The sequence below is a fragment of the Sphingomonas trueperi genome (assembly GCF_040545965.1).
Taxonomy (GTDB): Bacteria; Pseudomonadota; Alphaproteobacteria; order Sphingomonadales; family Sphingomonadaceae; genus Sphingomonas; species Sphingomonas trueperi_C.
Genome location: NZ_JBEPMV010000005.1, coordinates 45,882 through 66,286, shown reverse-complemented (window position 1 = coordinate 66,286; position 20,405 = coordinate 45,882). Strand labels below are relative to the sequence as shown.

The window sequence follows — 20,405 nt, the reverse complement described above, 5'->3', positions numbered from 1 at the left end:
CTAGGCGCGTAGAAAGCGGATGTGACGGGAGCGCGACAAGTGGCGGATAACGACGGCGTGCTGGCAGCGGCCGAGGCCTGGCGCGGGGCGAAGATGGCGTTGGCGACGGTGGTGACCACCTGGGGTTCGGCCCCGCGCCCGCGCGGCAGCCATTTGCTGGTGCACGAGGACGGGCGGTTCGAGGGCTCGGTCTCGGGCGGGTGCGTCGAGACCGACATCCTGCAGACTGCTGCCGAGGTGATCGCAGGCGCCCCCGCGGTGGTGAAGGACTATGGCGTCGCCGATGCGGCGGCGTGGGAAGTCGGGCTGCCCTGCGGCGGGCAGATCGCGGTGCTGGTCCAGCCGGTTTCAGCACACGGCTTTCCGCCCGAACTGTTCGACGCGATCCGCGCGGCCCGCGCCGAGGGGCTCCCGATCGAGGTCGGCACCGATCTCGCCACCGGGCAGAGCGCGATCGGAGGGGCGGGGTTCGTCAACCGCTATGATCCGCCGCGGCGTCTGCTGATCGTCGGCGCGGTGCAGATCGCCCAGGCGCTGGCGGGCCTTGCGCGCGAGCTGGGCATCGCGACCACAGTGATCGATCCGCGCGGGCGGTTCCTCACCGAGGAGCGCTTCCCGGGCGTGACGCTCGACGATCGCTGGCCGGACGAGGCGGTGACCGCGCTCAAGCCCGATCCGGCGACGGCGGTGGTCACGCTCAGCCACGATCCCAAGATCGACGATGCCGCGCTGATCGCGGCGCTCGCGCATCCCACCGGCTATGTCGCGGCGCTCGGCTCGCGGCGCAGCCAGGCGGCGCGGCTGGAACGACTTGGCGCCGCGGGCGTCTCAGCCCAGGATCTCGCGCGGATCGAAGGACCGGCGGGGCTTTCGATCGGGGCGATCGGTCCGTCCGAGATCGCCCTGTCCATCGCTGCCGCCATGGTGAAGACCTTCCATGCTGACTCCTGAAAAGACCGCCCTCGTCCTGCTCGCCGCCGGCAAGTCCGAGCGGTTCACCGACGGCGACAAGCTGACCGAGGAATATCTCGGCCATCCGCTCGCCTTCCACGTCGTGACCGCGCTGGAGAATATCCCCTTTCTGGCCCGGATCGCGGTGGTGTCGGACACGACGCTCGATTTCGCCGCCCGCGGCTTCCAGGTCGTGGAGAACCCGGATCCCTCGCAGGGCCAGGCGCGCTCGGTGCGCTACGGCGTGCAGGCAGCGGAGAAGGCGGGCGCCCAAGCCGTGCTGATCGCGCTGGCGGACATGCCGCGCGTCACCGTTGCGCATTGCTACCGGCTGTTCGAGGCCTCGGACAACGGCGCGACGCTGGTCGCCTCCAGCGACGGCGTCCAGCCGATGCCGCCGGCGCTGATCGGCCGCGACCATTTCGCCGAGCTGTGCAGCCTGGAGGGTGATGCCGGCGCGCGGACGCTGATCCTGCGTGGCCACCATGTCATCACCCGGCCCGAGGAGCTGGTCGACATCGATACCCGGCAGGACCTGGAAGACCTGCGCGAGCGCGAGGCGGCCGCAGCTATTCGTGCCGCAAGGCGTCGATCGGATTGAGCGCGGCGGCGCGCCGCGCCGGGAAGAAGCCGAACACGATGCCGATCAGCGCCGAGATCGCGAAGCTGATCAGGTTGATCGACAGGTCGAAGGTGAAGGGCAGGTCGGCCAGCTTGGCCAGCCCCCAGGAGGCGAAGAAGGCGAGGCCGACGCCGATCAGCCCGCCCAGGCACGACAGCGCCACCGCCTCGACCAGGAACTGCAGCAGCACTTCCTTGCCGAGCGCGCCGATCGCGAGGCGGATGCCGATCTCACGGGTGCGTTCGGTAACCGACACCAGCATGATGTTCATGATGCCGATGCCACCGACCAGCAGGCTCACCGCGGCGATGGCGGCGACGAACAGCGTCATCTGCGACATCTGGTTCTGGATGGTCGAGGCGAATTCTGCGCTGTCGAAGATGTCGAAATTGTCGGGCTGGTCCGGGGTGAGGTGGCGGCGCTCGCGCAGCAGGCCGACGATCGACTTCTTCACCCCTGCGGTGTCGTAGCCCGGCGCCACCGCGATCTGGATCGCCAGCACGTTCTGGTTGCCGACGAAGCGGCGCTGCACCGTCTTGAGCGGCATCACCACGGTGGAGTTGGGATCGGTGAAGCCGGCATTGTCGCGCTTCTTGAGCACGCCGACCACTTCGCAGCTGACCGTGCCGAGCCGGAAGCGCTCACCGACCGGATCGTCATTGGCGAACAGATTGGCGCGGATCGTGTCGCCGATCACGCAGACCGACTTGCCGGCGGACAGTTCGGCATCGGTGAAGCGCCGGCCGCCGGCGAATTCGAGGTTCTGCGCGTCGAAATAGTCGTTGCTGGTGCCGGTGACCGAGGCGTTCCAGTTCTGCGCGTTGCGCACCGCCAGCGCCGATGACGAGGCCTGCGGGGCGACCGCGCTGACGCCGCTCACCTGCTGGCGGATCGCCTGGACGTCGCCGTTGTCGAACTGCGGCGGGTAACTGCCGCCGCGCTGGCCGCCGCCGGGGAACACGGTCAGCGTGTTGTTGCCGAGCGAGCTGATCGACGCCTGCACCGAGGCGGAGACGCCGTTGCCCAGCGTCACCATGGTGATCACCGCCGCCACGCCGATGATGATGCCGAGCGTCGTCAGGAACGAGCGCAGGATATGCCGGCGGATTTCGCGCAGCGAGAGGAGGAGGGTGGTGAACAGCATCGCCTCAGGCCCCCATGCCGGCGGGGACTTCGGTCCGCTCGACCAGTCCGTCCTTGAAGTGCACGATGGTGCGGGCGAAGCTCGCCATCTCGGGCTCGTGGGTCACCATCAGCACGGTGATGCCGAGATCGACGTTGAGCCCCTGGAGCAGCTTCATGATCTCCACCGAGCGCTCGCTGTCCAAATTGCCGGTCGGCTCGTCGGCGAGCAGCACATCGGGCTGGGTCACGATCGCACGCGCGATGGCGACGCGCTGCTGCTGGCCACCCGAAAGCTCGGAAGGCGTATGTTCCGCCCAGCGATCGAGCCCCACCTGCTCCAGCGCCGACATCGCCGCCTCGCGCCGCGCCTTGCGGTGCTCGCCGCGATAGAGCAGCGGCAGCTCGACATTCTCCAGCGCGGTGGTGCGGGCGAGCAGGTTGAAGCCCTGGAACACGAAGCCGAGATAGCGGCGGCGCAGATAGGCGCGCTGGTCACGGTCCAGCTGCTCGACATGGACGCCGCGGAACTTGTAGCTGCCGCCGGTGGGCACATCGAGGCAGCCGAGGATGTTCATCGTCGTCGACTTGCCCGATCCCGATGCCCCCATCACCGCCAGGAACGCGCCGGCATCGATCGTGAGATCGACCCCCTTGAGCGCCTGGAACGCGGTCGGCCCTTCGCCGAACGTCTTGGTGATGCCCTGGAGCTGGATCAGCGGCTCGGCCATGTCAGTTCTGGTCGCCCTTGGCGGGCTTGGCGGCGCCATTGGCCTGGACGCCCACGATCACCTTCATGCCAGGCTTGAGCTGGGCGCTGGTCACCGCGGTGCGGCTGCCGTCGCTGGGGCCGGTGACGACCTCCACCTTTTGCGGCTTGCCGTCGCTGCCCACGACATAGACGGTCTGCTTGCTGCCGCGGCCGATCGCCTTTTGCTGTTCCTCGCGGCGCGGGCCGAACTGGATCCCGCCGCCGCCGTTCTTGGCGCCCGAATCCTGCGGGGTGTAGCGCAGCGCGCCGTTGGGGATCAGCAGTGCGTTGTCCAGCTTCTCCACCCCGATCGTCGCGGTCGCGGTCATGCCGGGGCGCAGCGTCAGGTCGGGATTGGCGACCGAGAGGATCGCCGCATAGGAGACCACCTGGTTGGCCGTGGTCGTGCTCGTCGTGGCGCTGGTCGTCGCCGTCGAGGCGGTGAGGTTCGAGCCAAGGTCGACGCGGGTGATCTGCGCCGGGAAGGTGCGGCCGGGGAAGGCGTCGACGGTGAAGCTCGCCGGCAGGCCGACCTTGACCGAGCCGACATCGGCCTCGTCGATCGCGACCTCCAGCTTCATGTGGGTGAGGTCCTGCGCGATGACGAACATGTTCGGGGTGCTGAACTGCGCGGCGACGGTCTGGCCGGCATCGACCTGGCGGGCGAGCACCACGCCGTTCACCGGCGAGCGGATGATCGACTTGAACCGCTGGGTCTGGTTCGAGGAGAGCGAGGCCTGGGCGGAGACGACGTTGGCCTGGGCGGAACGCAGATTGGCGCGGGCGCGGGCGACGGCGGCGCGGGCAGTGTCCAGCTCGGTCTTGGCGGGCACCTTTCCGCCCGAAAGCCGGCTGACCTCCTCCATGCGGCGGAGCTGCGCGGTCGCTTCGTCGAGCGTCGCCTGGGTCTGGGCGACCGCCGCCTGGTTGGCGGACAGCGTCGCGCGGCTCTGGGTGATCGTGTCGTCGAGGCGCGAGGGATCGATGATCGCGATCGGCTGGCCTTCGGTGACGCGGTCGTTGACGTCGACCAGCACCTTGAGGACGAGGCCCGAGATTTCGGAGCCCACCGTCACCTGCCGGATCGGCGCGAGCCGGCCGGTGGCGGAGACGGTCACCGCCAGCGCGCCCTTCTCGGCGGGCACGCTGATGTAGTTGGGCGGCGGCTTTGGCGCGAAGCAGCGCGAGACCAGCAGCCCCAGCACCACCACGACCAGCGCGATGATAATCCAGCGCAGGTTGCGCCGCCACCAGGGGCGCCGCTTGGTGCCCAGAAAGGTGTCGAGGTCCTGCGATTCACTGGCCATCGGTGGCGCTGCCTGTTCTTGGAGGGAGGGGCGGGATCGGCGCGGCTTCGTCCCAGCCGCCGCCAAGCGCGACATAGAGCTGGATCAGCGCGGTCGCCTGTTCGGATTCGGCCTGCGACAGGCCGTTCTTGGCCGAAAGCAGCGCGCTTTCGGACTGGTTGAGCGTGGTGAAGTCGGTGAGGCCCGAGCGATACTGGAAGCGGGCGAGCAGCGCTTGGTTGGTTGCGGCTTCCAGCGCGGTGCGGAACGCCGCCTCGCGCTCGCGGGCGGCCTGGAGGGCGACGATCGCATTCTCGATCTCCTCCATCGCCTGGAGCACGCTGGCCTTGTAGCTAATGAAGGCGCCGTCCGCCCCGGCCCGCGCCGAGCGGAGCTGGCTGCGCAGCCGACCGGAATCGAAGATCGTCTGCGCGACATTGGCGAAGGCACGGCCGGTGATGATGTCGAGCAGCGAGCGCACCGAGCCGCTGCCCGAGCTGACGCTGCCGCCGAGCGCGAGGCTCGGGTAGAGTTGGGCGCGCGAGACGCCGATCTGGGCGGTGGCGGCGGCCAGGTTGCGCTCGGCCGCGCGCACGTCCGGCCGCTGGCGTAGCGCGTCGGCCGGGAAGCCCGCAGCGACGCTGGCGGGGCCGCGCGGGATCGGCTTGGGCGCAGCCATCGCCTCGCGCAGCGCACCGGGCGTCTGGCCGGTCAGCACGCCGAGTCGGGCGACGTTGGCGGCATAGCTGCTTTCGAGCTGCGGGATGCTGGCGGCGGTCTGCGATCGCTGGGCCCGCGCCTGCTCGGCATCGAGCGAGGAGACCAGGCCCGCCTGCACCCGCCACTGCGCGATGCTGAGATTCTCGTCCTGGATGGCGAGGCTCTCACGGGCATTGGCGAGCTGCGCCTGGGAGAGCCGCGCCTGCACATAGTTGCGCGCGGTTTCGGATTCGACCGAGAGCAATACCGCGGCACGGTTGAACCCGGCCGCCTCATAGCTCGCGCGCGCGCTGCGGATGCCGCTGCGTACCCCGCCGAACAGATCGGCCTGGTAGCTTGCGTCGAGCCCGAGCGAGAAGTTGCTGCTGCCGCCCTGCGAGAAGGACGCGATCGTGCCGTCGGGCAGCTGGGTGGTGGTGGTGCCGCCGCGCAGCGGCTCGTTGCGCGAGTAGCCGGCGGAGCCGCTCACCGTTGGCAGCAATGCCGAGCGTGACTGGATCAGCGACTCGCGCGCCTGACGCAGCCGGATCACCGCCTGCGCGATGTCCATATTGGCGGTCTGCGCCTGGCCGATCAACTGGCCGAGCATCGGATCGTCGAATCGGTCCCACCAGCGCACCAGGTCCTCGCGCGCCTGCTGCTCGGGGCTGACCGAGAAGCGATCGGGCAGATCGATCGGGGCGGCAGCCTGTTGCGGGTGGGCGGAACCGGTGGAGCAGGCTGCAAGCGGCAGCGCCGCACAGAGCAACAGAGCAAGCGCAGGTCGTGCCATAGCGTTTTATATGGCTGATACGGTTACACGGTTCCACCAAAATTTGTTTGCACAATGTAACGATGTTGCAACTATGGGTGCCTTGCCTAGCCACCCCTTGCGCTCCTAGATGCCCGCCGACCAGGAGGGGTCATGATGAGCCAAGATCTGTATCCGGTGCCGGAAAGCTGGGCGAAGACCGCCCGCGTCGATGCCGCAGCGTATGAACGTCTCCACGCCCAGTCGCTATCCGATCCGAATGGGTTCTGGCTGGAACAGGCCAAGCGGCTCGACTGGATCGTGCCGCCGCAAACCGCCGGCGACTGGTCCTTCGACGAAGCCGATTTCCGCATTCGCTGGTTCGCCGACGGCCAGCTCAACGTCGCCGCCAACTGCCTCGACCGCCATCTCGCGACGCGCGGCGAGCAGACCGCGATCCTGTGGGAGCCAGACGATCCCAAGGAAAATCCGCGCCGGATCAGCTACCGCGAACTGCACGAACAGGTCTGCCGCTTCGCCAACGTGCTGAAGGCCGAAGGCGTGCGGAAGGGTGACCGCGTCACCGTCTACATGCCGATGATCCCCGAGGCGGCCGTGGCGCTGCTCGCCTGCGCGCGGATCGGCGCAATCCATTCGGTGGTGTTCGGCGGCTTTTCGCCCGAGGCGCTCGCCGGCCGCATCGTCGATTGCGACAGCCGCATCGTCATCACTGCGGACGAGGGCCGGCGCGGCGGCAAGCGCGTGCCGCTCAAGGCCAATGTCGACGCGGCGCAGAAGCACGCGCCCGTGCTCGAGAAGGTAATCGTTGTGCAGGCGACCGGCGGCGAGGTCGTGATGCAGCCCGGCCGCGACCTCTGGTATCACGAAGCCGCCGCCAAGGTCTCCGCCGACTGCCCGGCCGAGCCGATGGACGCCGAGGACCCGCTGTTCATCCTCTACACCTCCGGCTCGACCGGCAAGCCCAAGGGCGTACTCCATTCGAGCGGCGGCTATCTGCTCTGGGCCGCCTATACCCACGAGGTGGTGTTCGATTACCGCCCGGGGCAGGTCTATTGGTGCGCCGCCGATATCGGCTGGGTCACCGGGCACAGCTATATCGTCTATGGCCCGCTGGCGAACGGTGGCGTCACGCTGATGTTCGAGGGCGTACCGACCTGGCCCGATGCCGGCCGGATGTGGCAGGTGGTCGATCGCCACCAGGTCGAGATCCTCTACACCGCCCCCACGGCGCTGCGCGCGCTGATGAAGGAAGGCGACGGCTATGTCACGTCGACCAGCCGCAAGTCCCTGAAGCTGCTCGGCTCGGTCGGCGAGCCGATCAATCCGGAGGCATGGCGCTGGTATCATGACGTGGTGGGCGAGGGGCGCTGCCCGATCGTCGACACCTGGTGGCAGACCGAGACCGGTGGCCACATGATCACCCCGGTGCCGGGCGCCACCGCGCTCAAGCCGGGGTCGGCCTCGATGCCCTTCTTCGGGATCGAGCCGCAGCTGGTCGACGGCGACGGCGCGCTGCTGGAAGGGGCGACCGAGGGCAATCTCGTCATCGCACGCAGCTGGCCGGGGCAGATGCGCACCGTCTGGGGTGACCACGAGCGCTTCTTCCAGACCTATTTCACCACCTATCGCGGCAAGTATTTCACCGGCGACGGCTGCCGTCGCGATGGCGACGGCTATTACTGGATCACCGGGCGGGTGGACGACGTGATCAACGTCTCGGGCCACCGCATGGGCACCGCCGAGGTGGAAAGCGCGCTGGTGCTCCACGACAAGGTGGCCGAAGCGGCCGTCGTCGGCATGCCGCACGACATCAAGGGGCAGGGCATCTATGCCTATGTGACGCTCAACGCCGGCGAGGAAGCCAGCGAGGCGCTGCGCAAGGAACTGCGCGACTGGGTGCGCGGCGAGATCGGCCCGATCGCCACGCCCGACGCGATCCAGTTCGCGCCCGGCCTCCCCAAGACCCGCTCGGGCAAGATCATGCGCCGCATCCTGCGCAAGATCGCCGAGGGCGATGTGAGCAGCCTGGGCGACACCTCGACGCTGGCCGATCCGGCGGTGGTCGACGATCTGGTGGCGAACCGGGTCGGGTGATCCGACCCTCCTCCCGCCAGCGGCGGGAGGAGGGATGTCCCCTCGGGCAGTATCGGTTGTAACAAAATACCATTGCGGCGCCCGGCACCCGCCGTTACACTTTGCTAACACACACCGTGGTGGGGAAGCCTAACATCATGAAACTACGTCGTTCCTTGTTGCTGACCAGTGCCGTCGCGCTGCTCGTCGCAGCGCCTGCGCTCGCCCAGACGGGCAAACCCAAATATGGCAGCTTCGGCGTGGACCTCACCGCCGAACAGGCGGGCGTGAAGCCCGGCGACGATTTCTGGACCTTCGCCAATGGCGGCTGGGCAGCGCGCACCGAGATCGCCGCCGACCGCACCTCGGCCGGCCCGTTCGTCGATCTGGCGCTCGCCGCCGAAACCAATGTTCGCACGCTGCTCGACGATATGGCGAAGAACCCCGCCGCCTATGGCGCGAGCGGCAAGCAGATCGGCGATTTCTACGCCAGCTGGATGGACGAGGCGGGCATCGAGGCGCGCGGTACCGCGCCGCTCAAGCCCTATCTCGGCCGCATCGCGGCCGTGCAGGACAAGGGCGCGCTGCAGGTGCTGTTCGCCAGCAACGGCTATGCCACACCGGTCGAGGTGGAGATCACGCCCGGGTTCGCAGATCCGACCAAATATACCGCCGCGGTGGGCCAGGGCGGTCTGGGCATGCCGCGCGACTATTATCTGAACCAGGGGCCGAAGTTCGACACGGCGCGCACCGCTTATCGCGCCTATGTCCAGAAGATCCAGGAACTGGCTGGCATCCCCGATGCCAGCGCCAAAGCCGACGCGATCGTCGCGCTCGAAACCGCGATGGCCAAGGTCCAGTGGTCGCCCGAGCAGAGCCGCGACATCGCCAAGCTCAACGATCCGCAGACCATTGCGGGGCTCACCGCCAAGGCGCCCGAATTCGACTGGGCACTGATGCTCAAGACCGCCGGGCTGGAGAGCTCGCCCGAGATCCTGATGACCCAGAACACCGCGCTGATCGCGCTGGGCAAGATCTTCGCCGCGACGCCGCTGCAGACCTGGAAGGACTATCTCGCCTATCGCTTCGTCAGCGATCACGCGACCTATCTGCCCAAGGCGTTCGACCAGGCGCGGTTCGACTTCTACTCCAGGACGCTCTCCGGCGTGCAGGTCCAGCGCGAGCGCTGGAAGCGCGGCGTGCAGATGGTCAACGGCGCGCTCGGCGAAGCGGTGGGCAAGGCCTATGTCGCCAAATACTACCCGCCCGAGGCCGAGAAGCAGATGGCGGAGCTGATCGAAAATCTGCGCGATTCCTATCGCGAACGGATCGAGGCTTCGACCTGGATGGACGATTCGACCCGCAAGGCCGCGCTCGCCAAGCTTGCCGCGTTCGAGCCGCGCATCGGCCATCCGGAGAAATATATCGACTATTCGGCGCTGAAGGTGGAGCGGGGCGACTTGCTCGGCAACGTCATGCGGTCGGGCGAGTTCGAGCATCAGCTGGAACTGTCGCGTTTCCCCAAGCCGGTCGATCGCAGCCTGTGGGCGATGACGCCGCAGACGGTGAACGCCTATTACAACCCGCTGTCGAACCAGATCACCTTCCCGGCCGCGATCCTGCAGCCGCCCTTCTTCGATCCCAATGCCGATCCGGCGGTCAATTACGGCGCGATCGGCGCGGTAATCGGCCATGAGATGGGCCATGGCTTCGACGACCAGGGCAGCATGTTCGGACCGACCGGCAAGTTCGAGAATTGGTGGACGCCCAAGGCCAAGGAAGACTTCGCCGCGCGTACCAAGGCGCTGGCCGGCCAGTACGACACCTATGAGCCGGTGCCCGGCACCAAGATCAACGGCCGGCTGACGCTGGGCGAGAATATCGGCGATCTCGGCGGCCTCGAGGCTGCCTATGGCGCGTACCAGAAGTATCAGGCCAAGCACGGAAAGGCGAAGCCGGTCGGTGGGCTTACCGGCGACCAGCGCTTCTTCCTCGGCTGGGCGCAGGCGTGGCGGGTGAAGGTGCGCGAGGACGCGCAGCGTCAGGCGCTGCTCACCGATCCGCATTCGCCGGCGACTGCGCGCGTCAATGGCGTCGTCCGTAATGTCGATGCCTGGTACAAGGCGTTCGATATCAAGCCGGGCGACAAGCTGTACCTCGCACCGGAGCAGCGCGTGCACATCTGGTAAGCGCCACTCGTATTTATACGGAAAAGGCCCGGCGGCGACGCCGGGCCTTTTTGCATTCTGGAAGGGAAAACGTTCGCACTTGCAGCAACTGCAACTGCGGCGGAGCGGCTTTGCAGTTGCGGAGTCAGGCCAAGCTAACCAGATGCGGCGCCCGCGCTGCATTGCAGCAAAGCTGTTTCGAGGTTGTCATGTTTTCGCTGATCGCGCTTTATTTCGCCCACCGCCGTATGGCCGCCACCGGCCAGACGAGCACTGCGAACGTCCGCGCGCTCGCGGCAGCCAATGAGCAGGAAGCGCTGGCGTTCCTGCCGCTCGCGGCCTGATTTCGAGACTCGTTCGCCCACTCCCCCCTCGGGCGAACGACAGGGGCGCCGCAGTCCCCCCATTTCCGCGGCGCCCCGTCCCTCTTCGGGTGACGGCGCTTACTTGACGCCGTGCATCCAGCGCTTGAGCGGCCAGCTGAGCAGCAGCAGGAGCACGCCGAGCCCGATCGCCCATTCCGAGATCAGCGTGAACACGCTGAGATAGGTCTCCAGGCTGACCTTCAGATTGGTCACCTGGCCGCCCACCGTCTCGACGCTGGCGAACTGCGCGATCACGCCCGCGACATATTGCGCGACCGAGATCGACAGGAACCACACGCCCATCATCATGCCGACGATCCGTGCGATCGACAGCTTGGTGATCATGCTGAGGCCCACCGGCGAGATGCACAGCTCGGCGAAGCTGTGGATGAAGTAGAGCCCGGCGATCCACCAGACCGAGACCTTGAAGCTGCTGTCGGCCCAATTGGCGCCCCACACCAGGAACAGGAAGCCGCCGCCGACCGCGATCAGCGCGATGCCGAACTTCACCGGGATGCTCGGCTCCAGCCCGCGCTTGGCGAGGCCCGCCCACAATATCGACATCAACGGCGCGAGCAGCACGATGAACAGCGCGTTGAAGCTCTGCGTCTGGCCCGCGGTCATGGTGAACCAGCCGAAGATCGACAGGTTGGTGTTGCGGTCGGCAAACAGGGTGAGCGAGGAGCCCGCCTGCTCGAACAGCGTCCAGAACACGACGTTGAACACGATCAGCACCATCGCGGCCATCATCATCTGAAACTCGCGGCGATCGCCGGCCACGAACGACCAGATCAGAATCGCCGGCACGCCGATCAGGAAGGTGCCGAACAGCAATTTGCCCATCAGCGAAAGCGAGGCGATGTAACCGAGGATGCCCGACCCGGCCGGCGCCGGCTCGGCCGCCATCAGGTTGGTGTAGAGCAGGTAGAAGAGCGGCACGACGCAGATCGCGCCGACATAGATCATCAGCTGCTGGCTGCGGCTGGCGGCCTTGGCGGGGGGCTCGCCGATGCCGTTGAGCTTGCCGCCGTCGAGCTGGATCAGCGCCCAGGAGAAGAGCATGCCGATCGCGGCGAGGCCGAAGCCTGCCCACCAGCCGACCGCCACCGCCAGCCACGGGCACAGCGCCTGGGACAGAGTGGAGCCGAGATTGATGCCCATGTAGAAGATGGTGAAGCCCGCGTCGCGCCGGCTGTCGCCGTTGGGGTAGAGCTCGCCCACCATGGTGGAAATGTTCGGCTTGAAGAAGCCGTTGCCGACCGAGACCATCGACAGCGCGATCAGCATCACCATCACGTAGAAGGGGCTGCGATCGGCCTCGGACTCGAACCCGCCCTTGGCGATCGTCCGTACGGTCTGGCCGTTTTCGCTGAGCGTGATCGAGCCGTCGTCATTGCCCTTGATCAGCTGCTTGTGCCCGGCATCGAGCACATAGCGCTGTTCGCCCGCGGCGGTCTTCTCGATCGCCACCTCGTAGCGCTGGCCGTCGATCTTGGCGTAGGGCGTGGCGGTCTGGCCGCCGAAGCACAGCACGAAATAGCCGATCGACATCAGGATCGCGCCGAACTTCACCGCGCGCTTGGAGCCGAGGAACTGGTCCGCCAGATAGCCACCGACCAGCGGGGTGAGATAGACCAGCGCGGTATAGCCGCCGTACAGGCCGGTGGCCTCGCGATCGCCGAACAGGAAGTGCTGGGTAAGGTAGAGCGTCAGCAGCGCCCGCATGCCGTAGAAGCCGAAGCGCTCCCACATCTCGGTGGAGAACAGCCGCGCCAGCTGGCGGGGATGGCCAAACCAGGTCTTTTCGTCGGCGGGGTTTACGTGGGAGATATCCGGTTCTGCCGGGGAATCGGCAGTGGGTGTGTCGACCATGCAGGTGTACGTCCTAAAGGTGGGATCCGGGCGCATGGGCCCGGTGCATGGGCGCGCAGACTAGAGCCTGCATCGCCGCTGTAAAGTCGCGCGGCTTGGCGAGGGGGGGACAGCACCCTAGATGGCGCGCATGACCTTCAACGATCGCACCACGCCGCTCAGCCTTCTCCAGACCCGCCGATCGGGCAAGCCGCGCGATCTGGTGGCGCCGGGCCCGAGCGACGAACAGCTCGACCAGATGGTGGCGATCGCAGCGCGCACGCCCGATCACGGCAAGCTCGCCCCCTGGCGCTTCGTGATCGTGCCGGACGAAGCACGGCCTGCGCTGGCGCTGAAGCTGGTCGAGATCCTGCGCGCCGAGAAGCCCGACGCGACCGCGCGCGACGAGGAAGCCGCGGCGCAGTTCGCCACCCAGGCGCCGGCGCTGGTGGTGGTGCTCTCCGCCCCCGTCCAGCCGCACAAGGTGCCGCTGTGGGAGCAGGAGCTGTCCGCCGGGGCCGCCTGCATGAACCTGCTCCATGCCGCCCACGCCATGGGCTTTGCCGGCGGCTGGCTGACCGGCTGGCCGGCCTATTCGGACGCGGTGCGCGACCTGTTCGGCAGCGAAGGGCAGCGCATCGCCGGCTTCGTCTTTCTGGGTACGCCCGGCCGCCCGCTGGAGGAGCGTCCGCGCGGCGAACTGTCCCAGATCGTCCATCGGTGGAATCCCTGAGTATGGACTCGGAAGCTCCGTGCTGTATTATGGCAGCATGACAGCCCTGGAGCACGAAGACAGCCCGGTCTACCTCAAGCTGCGCGCGATCATCGCCGCGGCGATCCTGCGCGGCCAGTACCGCGCCGGGGACCAGCTTCCCTCGGTCCGCGCGCTCGCCGCCGAGCATGGCGCGAACCCGCTGACGGTGGCCAAGGCCTATCAGAGCTTTCAGGACGACGGCTATGTCGAGGTTCGCCGCGGCGTCGGCATGTTCGTCGTGCCCGGCGCGGTCGAGCGGCTGCGCACGGCGGAGCGCGAACGCTTCCTCACCGGCTTCTGGCCGCGGGTGAAGGATCATATCGCGCTGCTCGGCCTCGATGCGCGCGAACTGCTCGATGGCAGCCACGAGATCGCCTGACGCCATGGCCGAGCCGAAGCCGGGCTGGAAGCGCACGCTGGCCGGCTGGGCCGCGACGCTCGGCATCTTCTTCCTGTTCCAGAGCGCGGTGGCGCGGCCCTATTACATCCCCTCGGGATCGATGATGCCCGCGCTGCGCACCGGCGACCGGCTGGTCGCCACCAAATTCCCCTATGGCTTCTCGCAGGCCTCGCTGATGATTCACGGCAAGGACATCGCGGCCACGCGGCTGTTCGGCGGCACCCCGGCGCGCGGCGACATCGTCATCGTGGTCCGGCGCGGCGACGGCGAGGATCTGATCAAGCGGGTGATCGGGCTGCCCGGCGACACGGTGGCGGTCCGCCACGGCGTGGTGATCATAAACGGCAAGCCCGTACCGCGCGTCGCCGAGGGGCGTGCCCGGATTCCGGTCGACGCGGCGGTGCCGTGCGACGAGGGCCCGATCGCCGCATTCCGTACGCGAGAGGCGGACGGCAAGCTCTATTGCGAACCGCCGCTCTATCGCGAGACGTTGCCGAACGGCGCCAGCTACGACGTGCTCGACCTGGGCGGTACCGTGCTGCCGAACGGCTTCCTCAGCCCCGGCGACACATACGGGCCGATCACCGTACCCGCGGGGCATGTCTTCCTGATGGGGGATAACCGCGACCAGTCCGCCGACAGCCGCTTCGGTTCGGACGAGCTGGGGCTGGGTGGCCCCGTGCCGCTGGAGACGATCGCCGGCCGCGCCGAGCTGGTAACGCACAGCTTCGACGGCGAGGGATCGTGGTTCAACCCGCTCGCCTATTTGACCGCGGTTCGCTGGGATCGCAGCTTCACCAGCCTGCGCCCCAAGCACGACTGATGCAGCTCGAAGGGGACTATGGTCGGGATGGCTTTGCGCTCGTGCGCGGGCTGGTGCCGTCGGCGGTGTGCAACGCGCTGCTCCGGCAGATCGAGGGCGACGTCGTCTCGAAGGTGCCCGCCGGCCAGCTGATGCGCCAGCCGAACCTGCTCAAGCGAGAAGCGGTGGAGCTGTACGGCTTCCATTATCCGCCGCTGCTGGGCTTCCTGTGGGGACTGACGCCGACCGTCTCGAGCTTGCTCGGGCTCGATCTGCTGCCGAGCTACAGCTATTTCCGCATCTATCGCGAGGGCGATGTCTGCCGCGTGCATTGCGACCGCTATGCCTGCGAGGTGAGCCTGTCGCTGACGCTCGACTATAGCGACGGCGTTCCCTGGCCGCTGGAGATGGCCAAGGCCGCGGTGCCGCCCAGCGCGCTGGTGGAAGAGGATTTCGGTACGCTCCCCTTCGCGGCGGTGGAGATGGAGCCCGGCGATGGCGTTCTCTACCAGGGCGTCGAGCGCCGCCATGGCCGCATCACCCCCAATCCCAATGGCTGGTCGGCGCATCTCTTCTGCCACTGGGTCCGCCGGGACGGCCTGCACGTGGGGCATGCCTTTGACGGTCGTGCCGAGACGGCGCATCCGGTCAATTTTCGGCTAGGTTAAGAGGATGCATCTCCTCGTCACCCTCGGCGTCATTCTCGTGGTGATCGCGGCAATCCCGTTGCTGGTGCGGCTCGGCCGTCGCCAGGCCAAGGGGCGAATGGGGGGTGCCGCGCTCATGCTGGGCATGGCGTTCGGGCACTTGTTCGATCCCGCCAAGGCAGAGGCCATGGAGACGATCGACAAGCGCCGCGATCAGCGTGCGGAAGCCGGCCAGGACGGCGCCTGAGCCGGCCTCATTCAGGCCTGCCCGAGCTGCTTGCGCAGTCGCTCATTCTCCTTCGTCACGTCGAGCGTCCAGGAGGCGATACCGAACCGCTTGACGTCGACCTGGCGCCAGAACAGGCCTGGATCGCGTGCCCAGAGGTGGCGGTTGGCGAGCGCATTGGCGCATTGCGAGCCCATGTCGATCACCTCGGCCAGTTCCGGCAGATAGAAGGGCAGCAGTCCGTCGCCTTCGCCGAGCTCTTGGCGATGATCGCGCGCCGCCGCCTGCAGGGTGATTTCGACGCCGCGCTCGAACCAGCGCCAGGCGAGGTCCGTGTCCTGTTCGGCAAGCGCGATGCGGGCCGCGAAGAAGGCTGCGCCGATCGCCTTGGTCGCGAGGATGGTGGAGAAACGCTGCCAGTCGTCGTTCGCCGCACGGGCATACCAATGCGCGGCGATCGCGCGTTCGCCGACCAGCTCTGCGAGGCGCCCGGCGAGGAAGGCAAGCGACACGCGCCAGCGGCCGACGTGCGGCGAGTCGCCGCCCAGCTGCCAATAATCGTGAAACGCATTCAGCAGCACCGGCACCACGTCGGCCGCGCGCGCCTCGAGCACGCGGTAGCCGAGCACCGCCAGCGCCGCGCCCTGATCGGCCGAACCGGGGCGGGCGTTCGAGGCGACGTGTTCGGCGAGGTTGACCAGCAGGTCCTCATCGGCAAGCCGCTCGCCCATCTGCACCATGGTGCGGTACAGCCAGGGATTGTCATAGCCCTCGGCAAAGGCGGCTAGCGGTGCCTGCGACGCGCCGAAGGCGGGGTGCACGAAGCTGGCCCGCGACGCCTCGCCGCCCAGCGGCCCGTTTGCGGCGACCGCGATCCGCCAGGTGAGGCCCGTCACCTCGCCCTGGGGAACACTTTGCGGCACGATGATTCCCGGCGCCTGCACGAACTGGCTTTCGACCAGATAGTGGTTGCCGAGTTTCTGGTGCAGGCTCGCCCAGTCAGCGGGCCGTAGCGGGTTGCCTTCCGACCAGCCGGCGATCAACCGGCCGTCGAGCCGAAGCAACTGTGCGTATCGGCCGATATTGTCTGCCCAGTCGCCGGGCACATCCATCGCGACGACGAGGTCGAAGCCGCGCGGTGCGTGCGATGCTCCCTGCACGTCGACCTCTACGCTGCCGGCCCGTGCACGCGCTTCCAGCAGTGCCCGTCCATCGGCCGCGCCCGGGCCGCATAGTAGCACGCGGTCACCGGGGCGCACGCGCTCAGCGGCCAGGTTCCAGCGGCCGAGCGCGGCGAGGGCGTCGGGGCCGCTCGCGTTCAGCAGGCCCTGATAGCCGTTCGGCGCGCGTTCGTAGAAGCTGGGCTCCGCCGCTTCGTCCCGGCTCAGTTGCTCGAGCACCGGCACGCTGATCGCGCCGGGCAACCGACGCCAACCTGCCTCGAACAGCGCCTCGTCAAGGACTGTGGCGCGCACCTGCCGGGGCAGAATCGCCAGCGCATGTGCCGCCGGATATCGGGCCAGCATGGCGGCGGACAGCGCGTTCGACTCCGTCACCACGACGACGGGCGATCCAGACTTGGTATCGCAGCCGAGCAGCGCCAGTTCGCCGGCTAGCTTGGGCGCCGTTCGTGCCTCCACCGCGATCCGGCAAGGTCCGAGATGGCGCACGATCGCCGCTGCGCATTCGATGGTCAACGCTGTTACTCCTTCATTCCCGGCTGGCTGCGAGCGCGGGCATGGTCCCCGTTTACTATAGCTACACTATAGACCGTCGCCGTGGCTGGCGGTGTGCAAGCGCAAAAAGCCCCGCCGCGGCCCGCGCGGCGCTGGCGTCGCACCGGGCGATCCTCAGGCAACGGCGTAGGCGATTAGGGGCGTGGCCAATTCCGCGGCCGCAAGTCTCGATCCCCATGAATGATCGAGCCGACTCGTGGATACTGCGATAGCTCGACACCAATTCTATTGTAGTGATCTCCCGAAAAGAAGCTGGCGAAAAGTATAGGATCCTTTGCAAATGCCATGTCCGGCAATGGCTTGGTCGCATATTTTCGCTAAACCTTCTGGGTTGACTAAAGTATATTGACTTTTGATGCTAGTTCCTTATATGTTCCATAAATGAAGCAGTGACGCGAGTTTCGATTAAACAACTCAGATGGCTATTGTTGCCTGAAGAGTGTGTGCCTCGCCGCTACTTTATTACTCACGGGATCGGCGTCGCCATCGAATATGGCCGGTGGTGAGCGCCGACGCTTGCTGTCGTTCCTGCGGCCAGGATCCGCTCCTGATGCCTATTTATGCGAAGGCATGCACATATCTGTGCCGGATATCGGCGCCATCGCATCTTGGATCAAACGATCAGGAGAGGTTCGATGCGCAACATCAGAAATGCACAGCCGGAAGCCATCGCAGTCGGTCCGTACCCGCCGGATTCCGGCAGTGGCGGCGCGGCTGTTCTTGCCGAAGCCGATATTCCCTTGCTCACCCCCGGGACCGGCTGGGTGATCGTGAACGGGCAGGGGGTAGCGGGCGCCGCGCCGGTGCGGTCGGACATGGTCTATGATGCGCAGGTCTATCCGGTTCCGGCCTGCCGCCGCACCCGCGGCTACTGGCTGAACATCTATCCCGGCGCGACCATCGGCCAGACCACGATCCTCACCATCCAGGCGATCGGGACCCCCGCCACGATCCCCGTTTCGTGCGAAGGCAACACGGTGATGGCACCGTTCGGACGCAACCCGGTTGACGGCAGCTATGGCCATCTGGTGCGCATCGCTGCGCGCGCAGGCCAGAATGGCTGGGCTACGGTATCGGCGGTGCTGACCCCGGCCTATGGCGGCATGGCGGAGACGATCGCGATACCGCTGCTTTTGAATACCGAGGCGAGCGGCGCCGGCTTCGTACCGACGGTCGTCCGCTACATCCGGCTGGAGGGCAGCGACGGCAATGACGGCCTGACGCCCGCGACCGCAAAGCGCAGCTTGAAGGCGGCGGTCGATTCCGCACCGCTTTCCGGCCCGCTCAACACGAAGAACGCGATTTGGATATTCGATATCGGTCCCGGAACGCGCGATCAGCACCTCTGGGCGAAGGTGAACGGCAACGATGTGGGGCAGCCTACCCCCGGCATCGGGCGAGGGTTTGCCTATCAGTGGGTTGTGCGCGGGCAAGGCCGCAGTGCGACCGTGCTGACGGTCGATCCCATTTCCTACAATTATGACTGGACGATCACGGGGGGCACGGGTCGGGCGCCAAAAATCCAGTCGCTGACGCTCGATCTAAAGGAGATGTTGCAGAAGCGCGGGCTCGGTGCTTGGTTCGACGATTGCGCGCTCACCGACGATTGGGGGCGAAACCGTCCCCGCGTGCTGGGCTATCCGAAGGGCGACGATACCCTCAGCGGCAGATTTCCCCAGGGTTTTACTCCGGGCGGTTCGCTCCGTTTTCGCGACTCGCCGGACAGTGCACTCAACTATCCACGCTGGATGATGTCCAACTGCGACGCCGTGCTCGGCGAGTGCGGCACCATCCAGCAGCGGCTGAACTGTACGCTCACCATATCGTACGACGTCGTCACGGTCGGCGATTCGGGTGACTGGGCGCATCAGGGCAATCGTGCGCGGCAGTTCGGCAACCTGGAGGCATCGCTGCACTCGGGCGATTATCTGGTCGTCGCCTCTGTAGAGTCCTTTGCCGGCTATGGCGGCTATACGGAACTCACCTTCGTCGACGGACCCGTATGGGCGACGGCGAGCGAGACGACGGTGGAGGACGGCAACACCTTCCTCCGCGTGCTGCAGGCGGCCGACGCCGCTGCCGTCGCCACCCAGAACCCGTTCCTTGTCAATTGCGACGGCACGCGCGACTTCCCGTATCTGGGGCACCGCCTCAAACCGAACAATATCGACAGCTTCCCGCCCGGCTGGGGCTGGGATTCGGCTGCCAAACGAGTGCGCATCGCGGGACAGATCCCGCTGGCGCCAGGGGACAAGGTGTTCGCCTATACGGTAGCGCATGGCGATGCCGGCCAGTTCGTCCAGAACGCCCGGCCGACGGTGAACAAGACGCGGGAGAACTACACCTTCGTCGACTGTGTATTCGAAGGGCACACGTGGCAGCCGCTGCTGCCGCAAGGCGGCACGGTGGGCGAGGCGGGCGGTCCGGGCAATGGCCAACTGGTCGACATTGCCGGGGTCGCCATCACCGTCACCGGCGGTTCCACTCTCGTCCAGTTCGACGGCGGCGTGATTCCGCCCTGGCTCAAGATCTACGACTGGATCGGCTATACGCCCGGCGACGGCACACCTGGGCCTGTGCTGCGCTGCGTGACCGCAATCAATGCCGCGACTGGGCAGGTGACGGTTCATCAGCCCTTCCCAACGACGCGGATCGGCGGCGCGGTCCAATGCCTCAAGGCGATCGTCGGGCTCTATGTGGTCAACTGCATCTACAACAAGTCGGGCGAATCCTATCATCTCGCCCAGCTGACCTCGGGCCTGGTGGATGCCGCGATCATCGACAGCACCATTCCCGGCTGGACCATCAACGAACAGACGCTGTGGATCCGCGTGAGCGGCACCGGCGGGTGCGGGATGTGGGACCTGCGGCTCATCGACTCGCTGTTCCATTCGGTGACGCAGACCAGCGTCTGGCCCGATGCCAGCGGCTTCCTGCTCGACAATTGCTGGACCGAGCGTGCCAACAACAGCAGTGCGCCGATGCCGGCCGCCAACATCGTCAATGGTCGCGGATCGGGCTATGTGCTCGGCTTCCCCAATCGGGCTGCGCCCCATGCGCTCGGCTATGCGCCGACGCCGGCGATGACCAAGACGCTGCCGAGCCGGGTCTATTGGCGCCGCCGGCTGCCCGGCGAACGCATCGGCGCTTTGCTCTAGCGCAAACCCGGCAGGCGCAGTG

Annotated in this window: 17 protein-coding genes; 11 read left to right on the top strand and 6 right to left on the bottom strand. The window is 67.0% G+C overall.

The features are described 5' to 3' along the window. Positions 1-39 precede the first annotated feature (39 nt). Together ABIC35_RS15230 and ABIC35_RS15225 are read left to right on the top strand one after the other, a co-directional pair. Positions 40-951, top strand: a complete 912-nt coding sequence (locus ABIC35_RS15230; protein ID WP_121073643.1) for an XdhC family protein — start codon at positions 40-42, stop codon at positions 949-951. Then, positions 938-1,552, top strand: a complete 615-nt coding sequence (locus ABIC35_RS15225) for a nucleotidyltransferase family protein (RefSeq protein WP_121073646.1) — start codon at positions 938-940, stop codon at positions 1,550-1,552. Before ABIC35_RS15230 ends, ABIC35_RS15225 begins: the two co-directional genes overlap by 14 nt. Here the strand turns inward: ABIC35_RS15225 and ABIC35_RS15220 are convergent. Genes ABIC35_RS15220 through ABIC35_RS15205 form a run of 4 tightly spaced genes read right to left on the bottom strand, consistent with a single transcriptional unit; the run spans position 1,521 to position 6,224 of the window. After that, complete coding sequence (locus ABIC35_RS15220; protein WP_121073649.1) at positions 1,521-2,717, bottom strand: ABC transporter permease; 1,197 nt, start codon at positions 2,715-2,717, stop codon at positions 1,521-1,523. The genes ABIC35_RS15225 and ABIC35_RS15220 overlap by 32 nt on opposite strands. Before the next feature lie 4 nt (positions 2,718-2,721). Further along, on the bottom strand, positions 2,722-3,426 hold the full coding sequence (locus ABIC35_RS15215; protein ID WP_121073652.1) for an ABC transporter ATP-binding protein: 705 nt from the start codon (positions 3,424-3,426) through the stop codon (positions 2,722-2,724). 1 nt (position 3,427) lies between these two features. After that, complete coding sequence (locus ABIC35_RS15210) at positions 3,428-4,753, bottom strand: efflux RND transporter periplasmic adaptor subunit (RefSeq protein WP_121073655.1); 1,326 nt, start codon at positions 4,751-4,753, stop codon at positions 3,428-3,430. Beyond that, positions 4,743-6,224, bottom strand: coding sequence for an efflux transporter outer membrane subunit (locus tag ABIC35_RS15205; protein WP_121073658.1), 1,482 nt, complete (start codon positions 6,222-6,224; stop codon positions 4,743-4,745). The genes ABIC35_RS15210 and ABIC35_RS15205 overlap by 11 nt, the downstream gene beginning before the upstream one ends. Before the next feature lie 135 nt (positions 6,225-6,359). On the opposite strand from ABIC35_RS15205, the gene acs reads away from it, so the two are divergent. The 3 genes from acs (at position 6,360) to ABIC35_RS15190 (ending at position 10,788) form a co-directional block, all read left to right on the top strand. Further along, the gene (gene acs, locus ABIC35_RS15200) at positions 6,360-8,297 is read left to right on the top strand and encodes an acetate--CoA ligase (RefSeq protein ID WP_121079102.1); all 1,938 of its coding nucleotides are present in this window, start codon (positions 6,360-6,362) and stop codon (positions 8,295-8,297) included. Positions 8,298-8,434: 137 nt separating this feature from the next. Then, a complete protein-coding gene (locus ABIC35_RS15195) occupies positions 8,435-10,465 on the top strand; it encodes a M13 family metallopeptidase (RefSeq protein WP_183049299.1) in 2,031 nt (676 codons plus the stop codon). Positions 10,466-10,653: 188 nt separating this feature from the next. Then, positions 10,654-10,788, top strand: coding sequence for a hypothetical protein (locus tag ABIC35_RS15190; RefSeq protein WP_302847371.1), 135 nt, complete (start codon positions 10,654-10,656; stop codon positions 10,786-10,788). A 99-nt stretch (positions 10,789-10,887) separates the two neighbouring features. Here the strand turns inward: ABIC35_RS15190 and ABIC35_RS15185 are convergent, their stop codons facing one another. Beyond that, positions 10,888-12,681 (bottom strand): peptide MFS transporter, encoded by a 1,794-nt coding sequence (locus ABIC35_RS15185; RefSeq protein ID WP_121073661.1) that lies wholly within the window; start codon positions 12,679-12,681, stop codon positions 10,888-10,890. Positions 12,682-12,811: 130 nt separating this feature from the next. On the opposite strand from ABIC35_RS15185, the gene ABIC35_RS15180 reads away from it, so the two are divergent. Genes ABIC35_RS15180 through ABIC35_RS15160 form a run of 5 tightly spaced genes read left to right on the top strand, consistent with a single transcriptional unit; the run spans position 12,812 to position 15,510 of the window. Next, on the top strand, positions 12,812-13,393 hold the full coding sequence (locus ABIC35_RS15180; protein ID WP_121079106.1) for a nitroreductase family protein: 582 nt from the start codon (positions 12,812-12,814) through the stop codon (positions 13,391-13,393). Positions 13,394-13,430: 37 nt separating this feature from the next. Then, a complete protein-coding gene (locus ABIC35_RS15175) occupies positions 13,431-13,793 on the top strand; it encodes a GntR family transcriptional regulator (protein WP_093298200.1) in 363 nt (120 codons plus the stop codon). A 4-nt stretch (positions 13,794-13,797) separates the two neighbouring features. Next, positions 13,798-14,637 (top strand): signal peptidase I, encoded by an 840-nt coding sequence (lepB, locus tag ABIC35_RS15170; protein ID WP_121073664.1) that lies wholly within the window; start codon positions 13,798-13,800, stop codon positions 14,635-14,637. Further along, positions 14,637-15,284: a hypothetical protein gene (locus ABIC35_RS15165; protein WP_121073667.1), complete on the top strand. Its 648-nt coding sequence runs from the start codon at positions 14,637-14,639 to the stop codon at positions 15,282-15,284. The genes lepB and ABIC35_RS15165 overlap by 1 nt, the downstream gene beginning before the upstream one ends. 4 nt (positions 15,285-15,288) lie before the next feature. Next, on the top strand, positions 15,289-15,510 hold the full coding sequence (locus ABIC35_RS15160; protein WP_121073670.1) for a hypothetical protein: 222 nt from the start codon (positions 15,289-15,291) through the stop codon (positions 15,508-15,510). A gap of 11 nt (positions 15,511-15,521) precedes the next feature. On the opposite strand, the gene ABIC35_RS15155 is transcribed toward ABIC35_RS15160, so the two are convergent. Beyond that, a complete protein-coding gene (locus ABIC35_RS15155) occupies positions 15,522-17,186 on the bottom strand; it encodes a hypothetical protein (protein ID WP_121073673.1) in 1,665 nt (554 codons plus the stop codon). Positions 17,187-17,860: 674 nt separating this feature from the next. On the opposite strand from ABIC35_RS15155, the gene ABIC35_RS15150 reads away from it, so the two are divergent. Continuing rightward, positions 17,861-20,383, top strand: coding sequence for a hypothetical protein (locus ABIC35_RS15150; protein ID WP_121073677.1), 2,523 nt, complete (start codon positions 17,861-17,863; stop codon positions 20,381-20,383). The last annotated feature ends 22 nt before the right edge of the window (positions 20,384-20,405 follow it).

Coding starts and splice junctions, on each gene's coding strand:
- ABIC35_RS15225 (WP_121073646.1), top strand. CDS start 938: ATGCTGACTCCTGAAAAGACCGCCCTCGTCCTGCTCGCCGCCGGCAAG.
- ABIC35_RS15220 (WP_121073649.1), bottom strand. CDS start 2,717: ATGCTGTTCACCACCCTCCTCCTCTCGCTGCGCGAAATCCGCCGGCAT.
- ABIC35_RS15215 (WP_121073652.1), bottom strand. CDS start 3,426: ATGGCCGAGCCGCTGATCCAGCTCCAGGGCATCACCAAGACGTTCGGC.
- ABIC35_RS15210 (WP_121073655.1), bottom strand. CDS start 4,753: ATGGCCAGTGAATCGCAGGACCTCGACACCTTTCTGGGCACCAAGCGG.
- ABIC35_RS15205 (WP_121073658.1), bottom strand. CDS start 6,224: ATGGCACGACCTGCGCTTGCTCTGTTGCTCTGTGCGGCGCTGCCGCTT.
- acs (WP_121079102.1), top strand. CDS start 6,360: ATGAGCCAAGATCTGTATCCGGTGCCGGAAAGCTGGGCGAAGACCGCC.
- ABIC35_RS15195 (WP_183049299.1), top strand. CDS start 8,435: ATGAAACTACGTCGTTCCTTGTTGCTGACCAGTGCCGTCGCGCTGCTC.
- ABIC35_RS15190 (WP_302847371.1), top strand. CDS start 10,654: ATGTTTTCGCTGATCGCGCTTTATTTCGCCCACCGCCGTATGGCCGCC.
- ABIC35_RS15185 (WP_121073661.1), bottom strand. CDS start 12,681: ATGGTCGACACACCCACTGCCGATTCCCCGGCAGAACCGGATATCTCC.
- ABIC35_RS15180 (WP_121079106.1), top strand. CDS start 12,812: ATGACCTTCAACGATCGCACCACGCCGCTCAGCCTTCTCCAGACCCGC.
- ABIC35_RS15175 (WP_093298200.1), top strand. CDS start 13,431: ATGACAGCCCTGGAGCACGAAGACAGCCCGGTCTACCTCAAGCTGCGC.
- lepB (WP_121073664.1), top strand. CDS start 13,798: ATGGCCGAGCCGAAGCCGGGCTGGAAGCGCACGCTGGCCGGCTGGGCC.
- ABIC35_RS15165 (WP_121073667.1), top strand. CDS start 14,637: ATGCAGCTCGAAGGGGACTATGGTCGGGATGGCTTTGCGCTCGTGCGC.
- ABIC35_RS15160 (WP_121073670.1), top strand. CDS start 15,289: ATGCATCTCCTCGTCACCCTCGGCGTCATTCTCGTGGTGATCGCGGCA.
- ABIC35_RS15150 (WP_121073677.1), top strand. CDS start 17,861: ATGCGCAACATCAGAAATGCACAGCCGGAAGCCATCGCAGTCGGTCCG.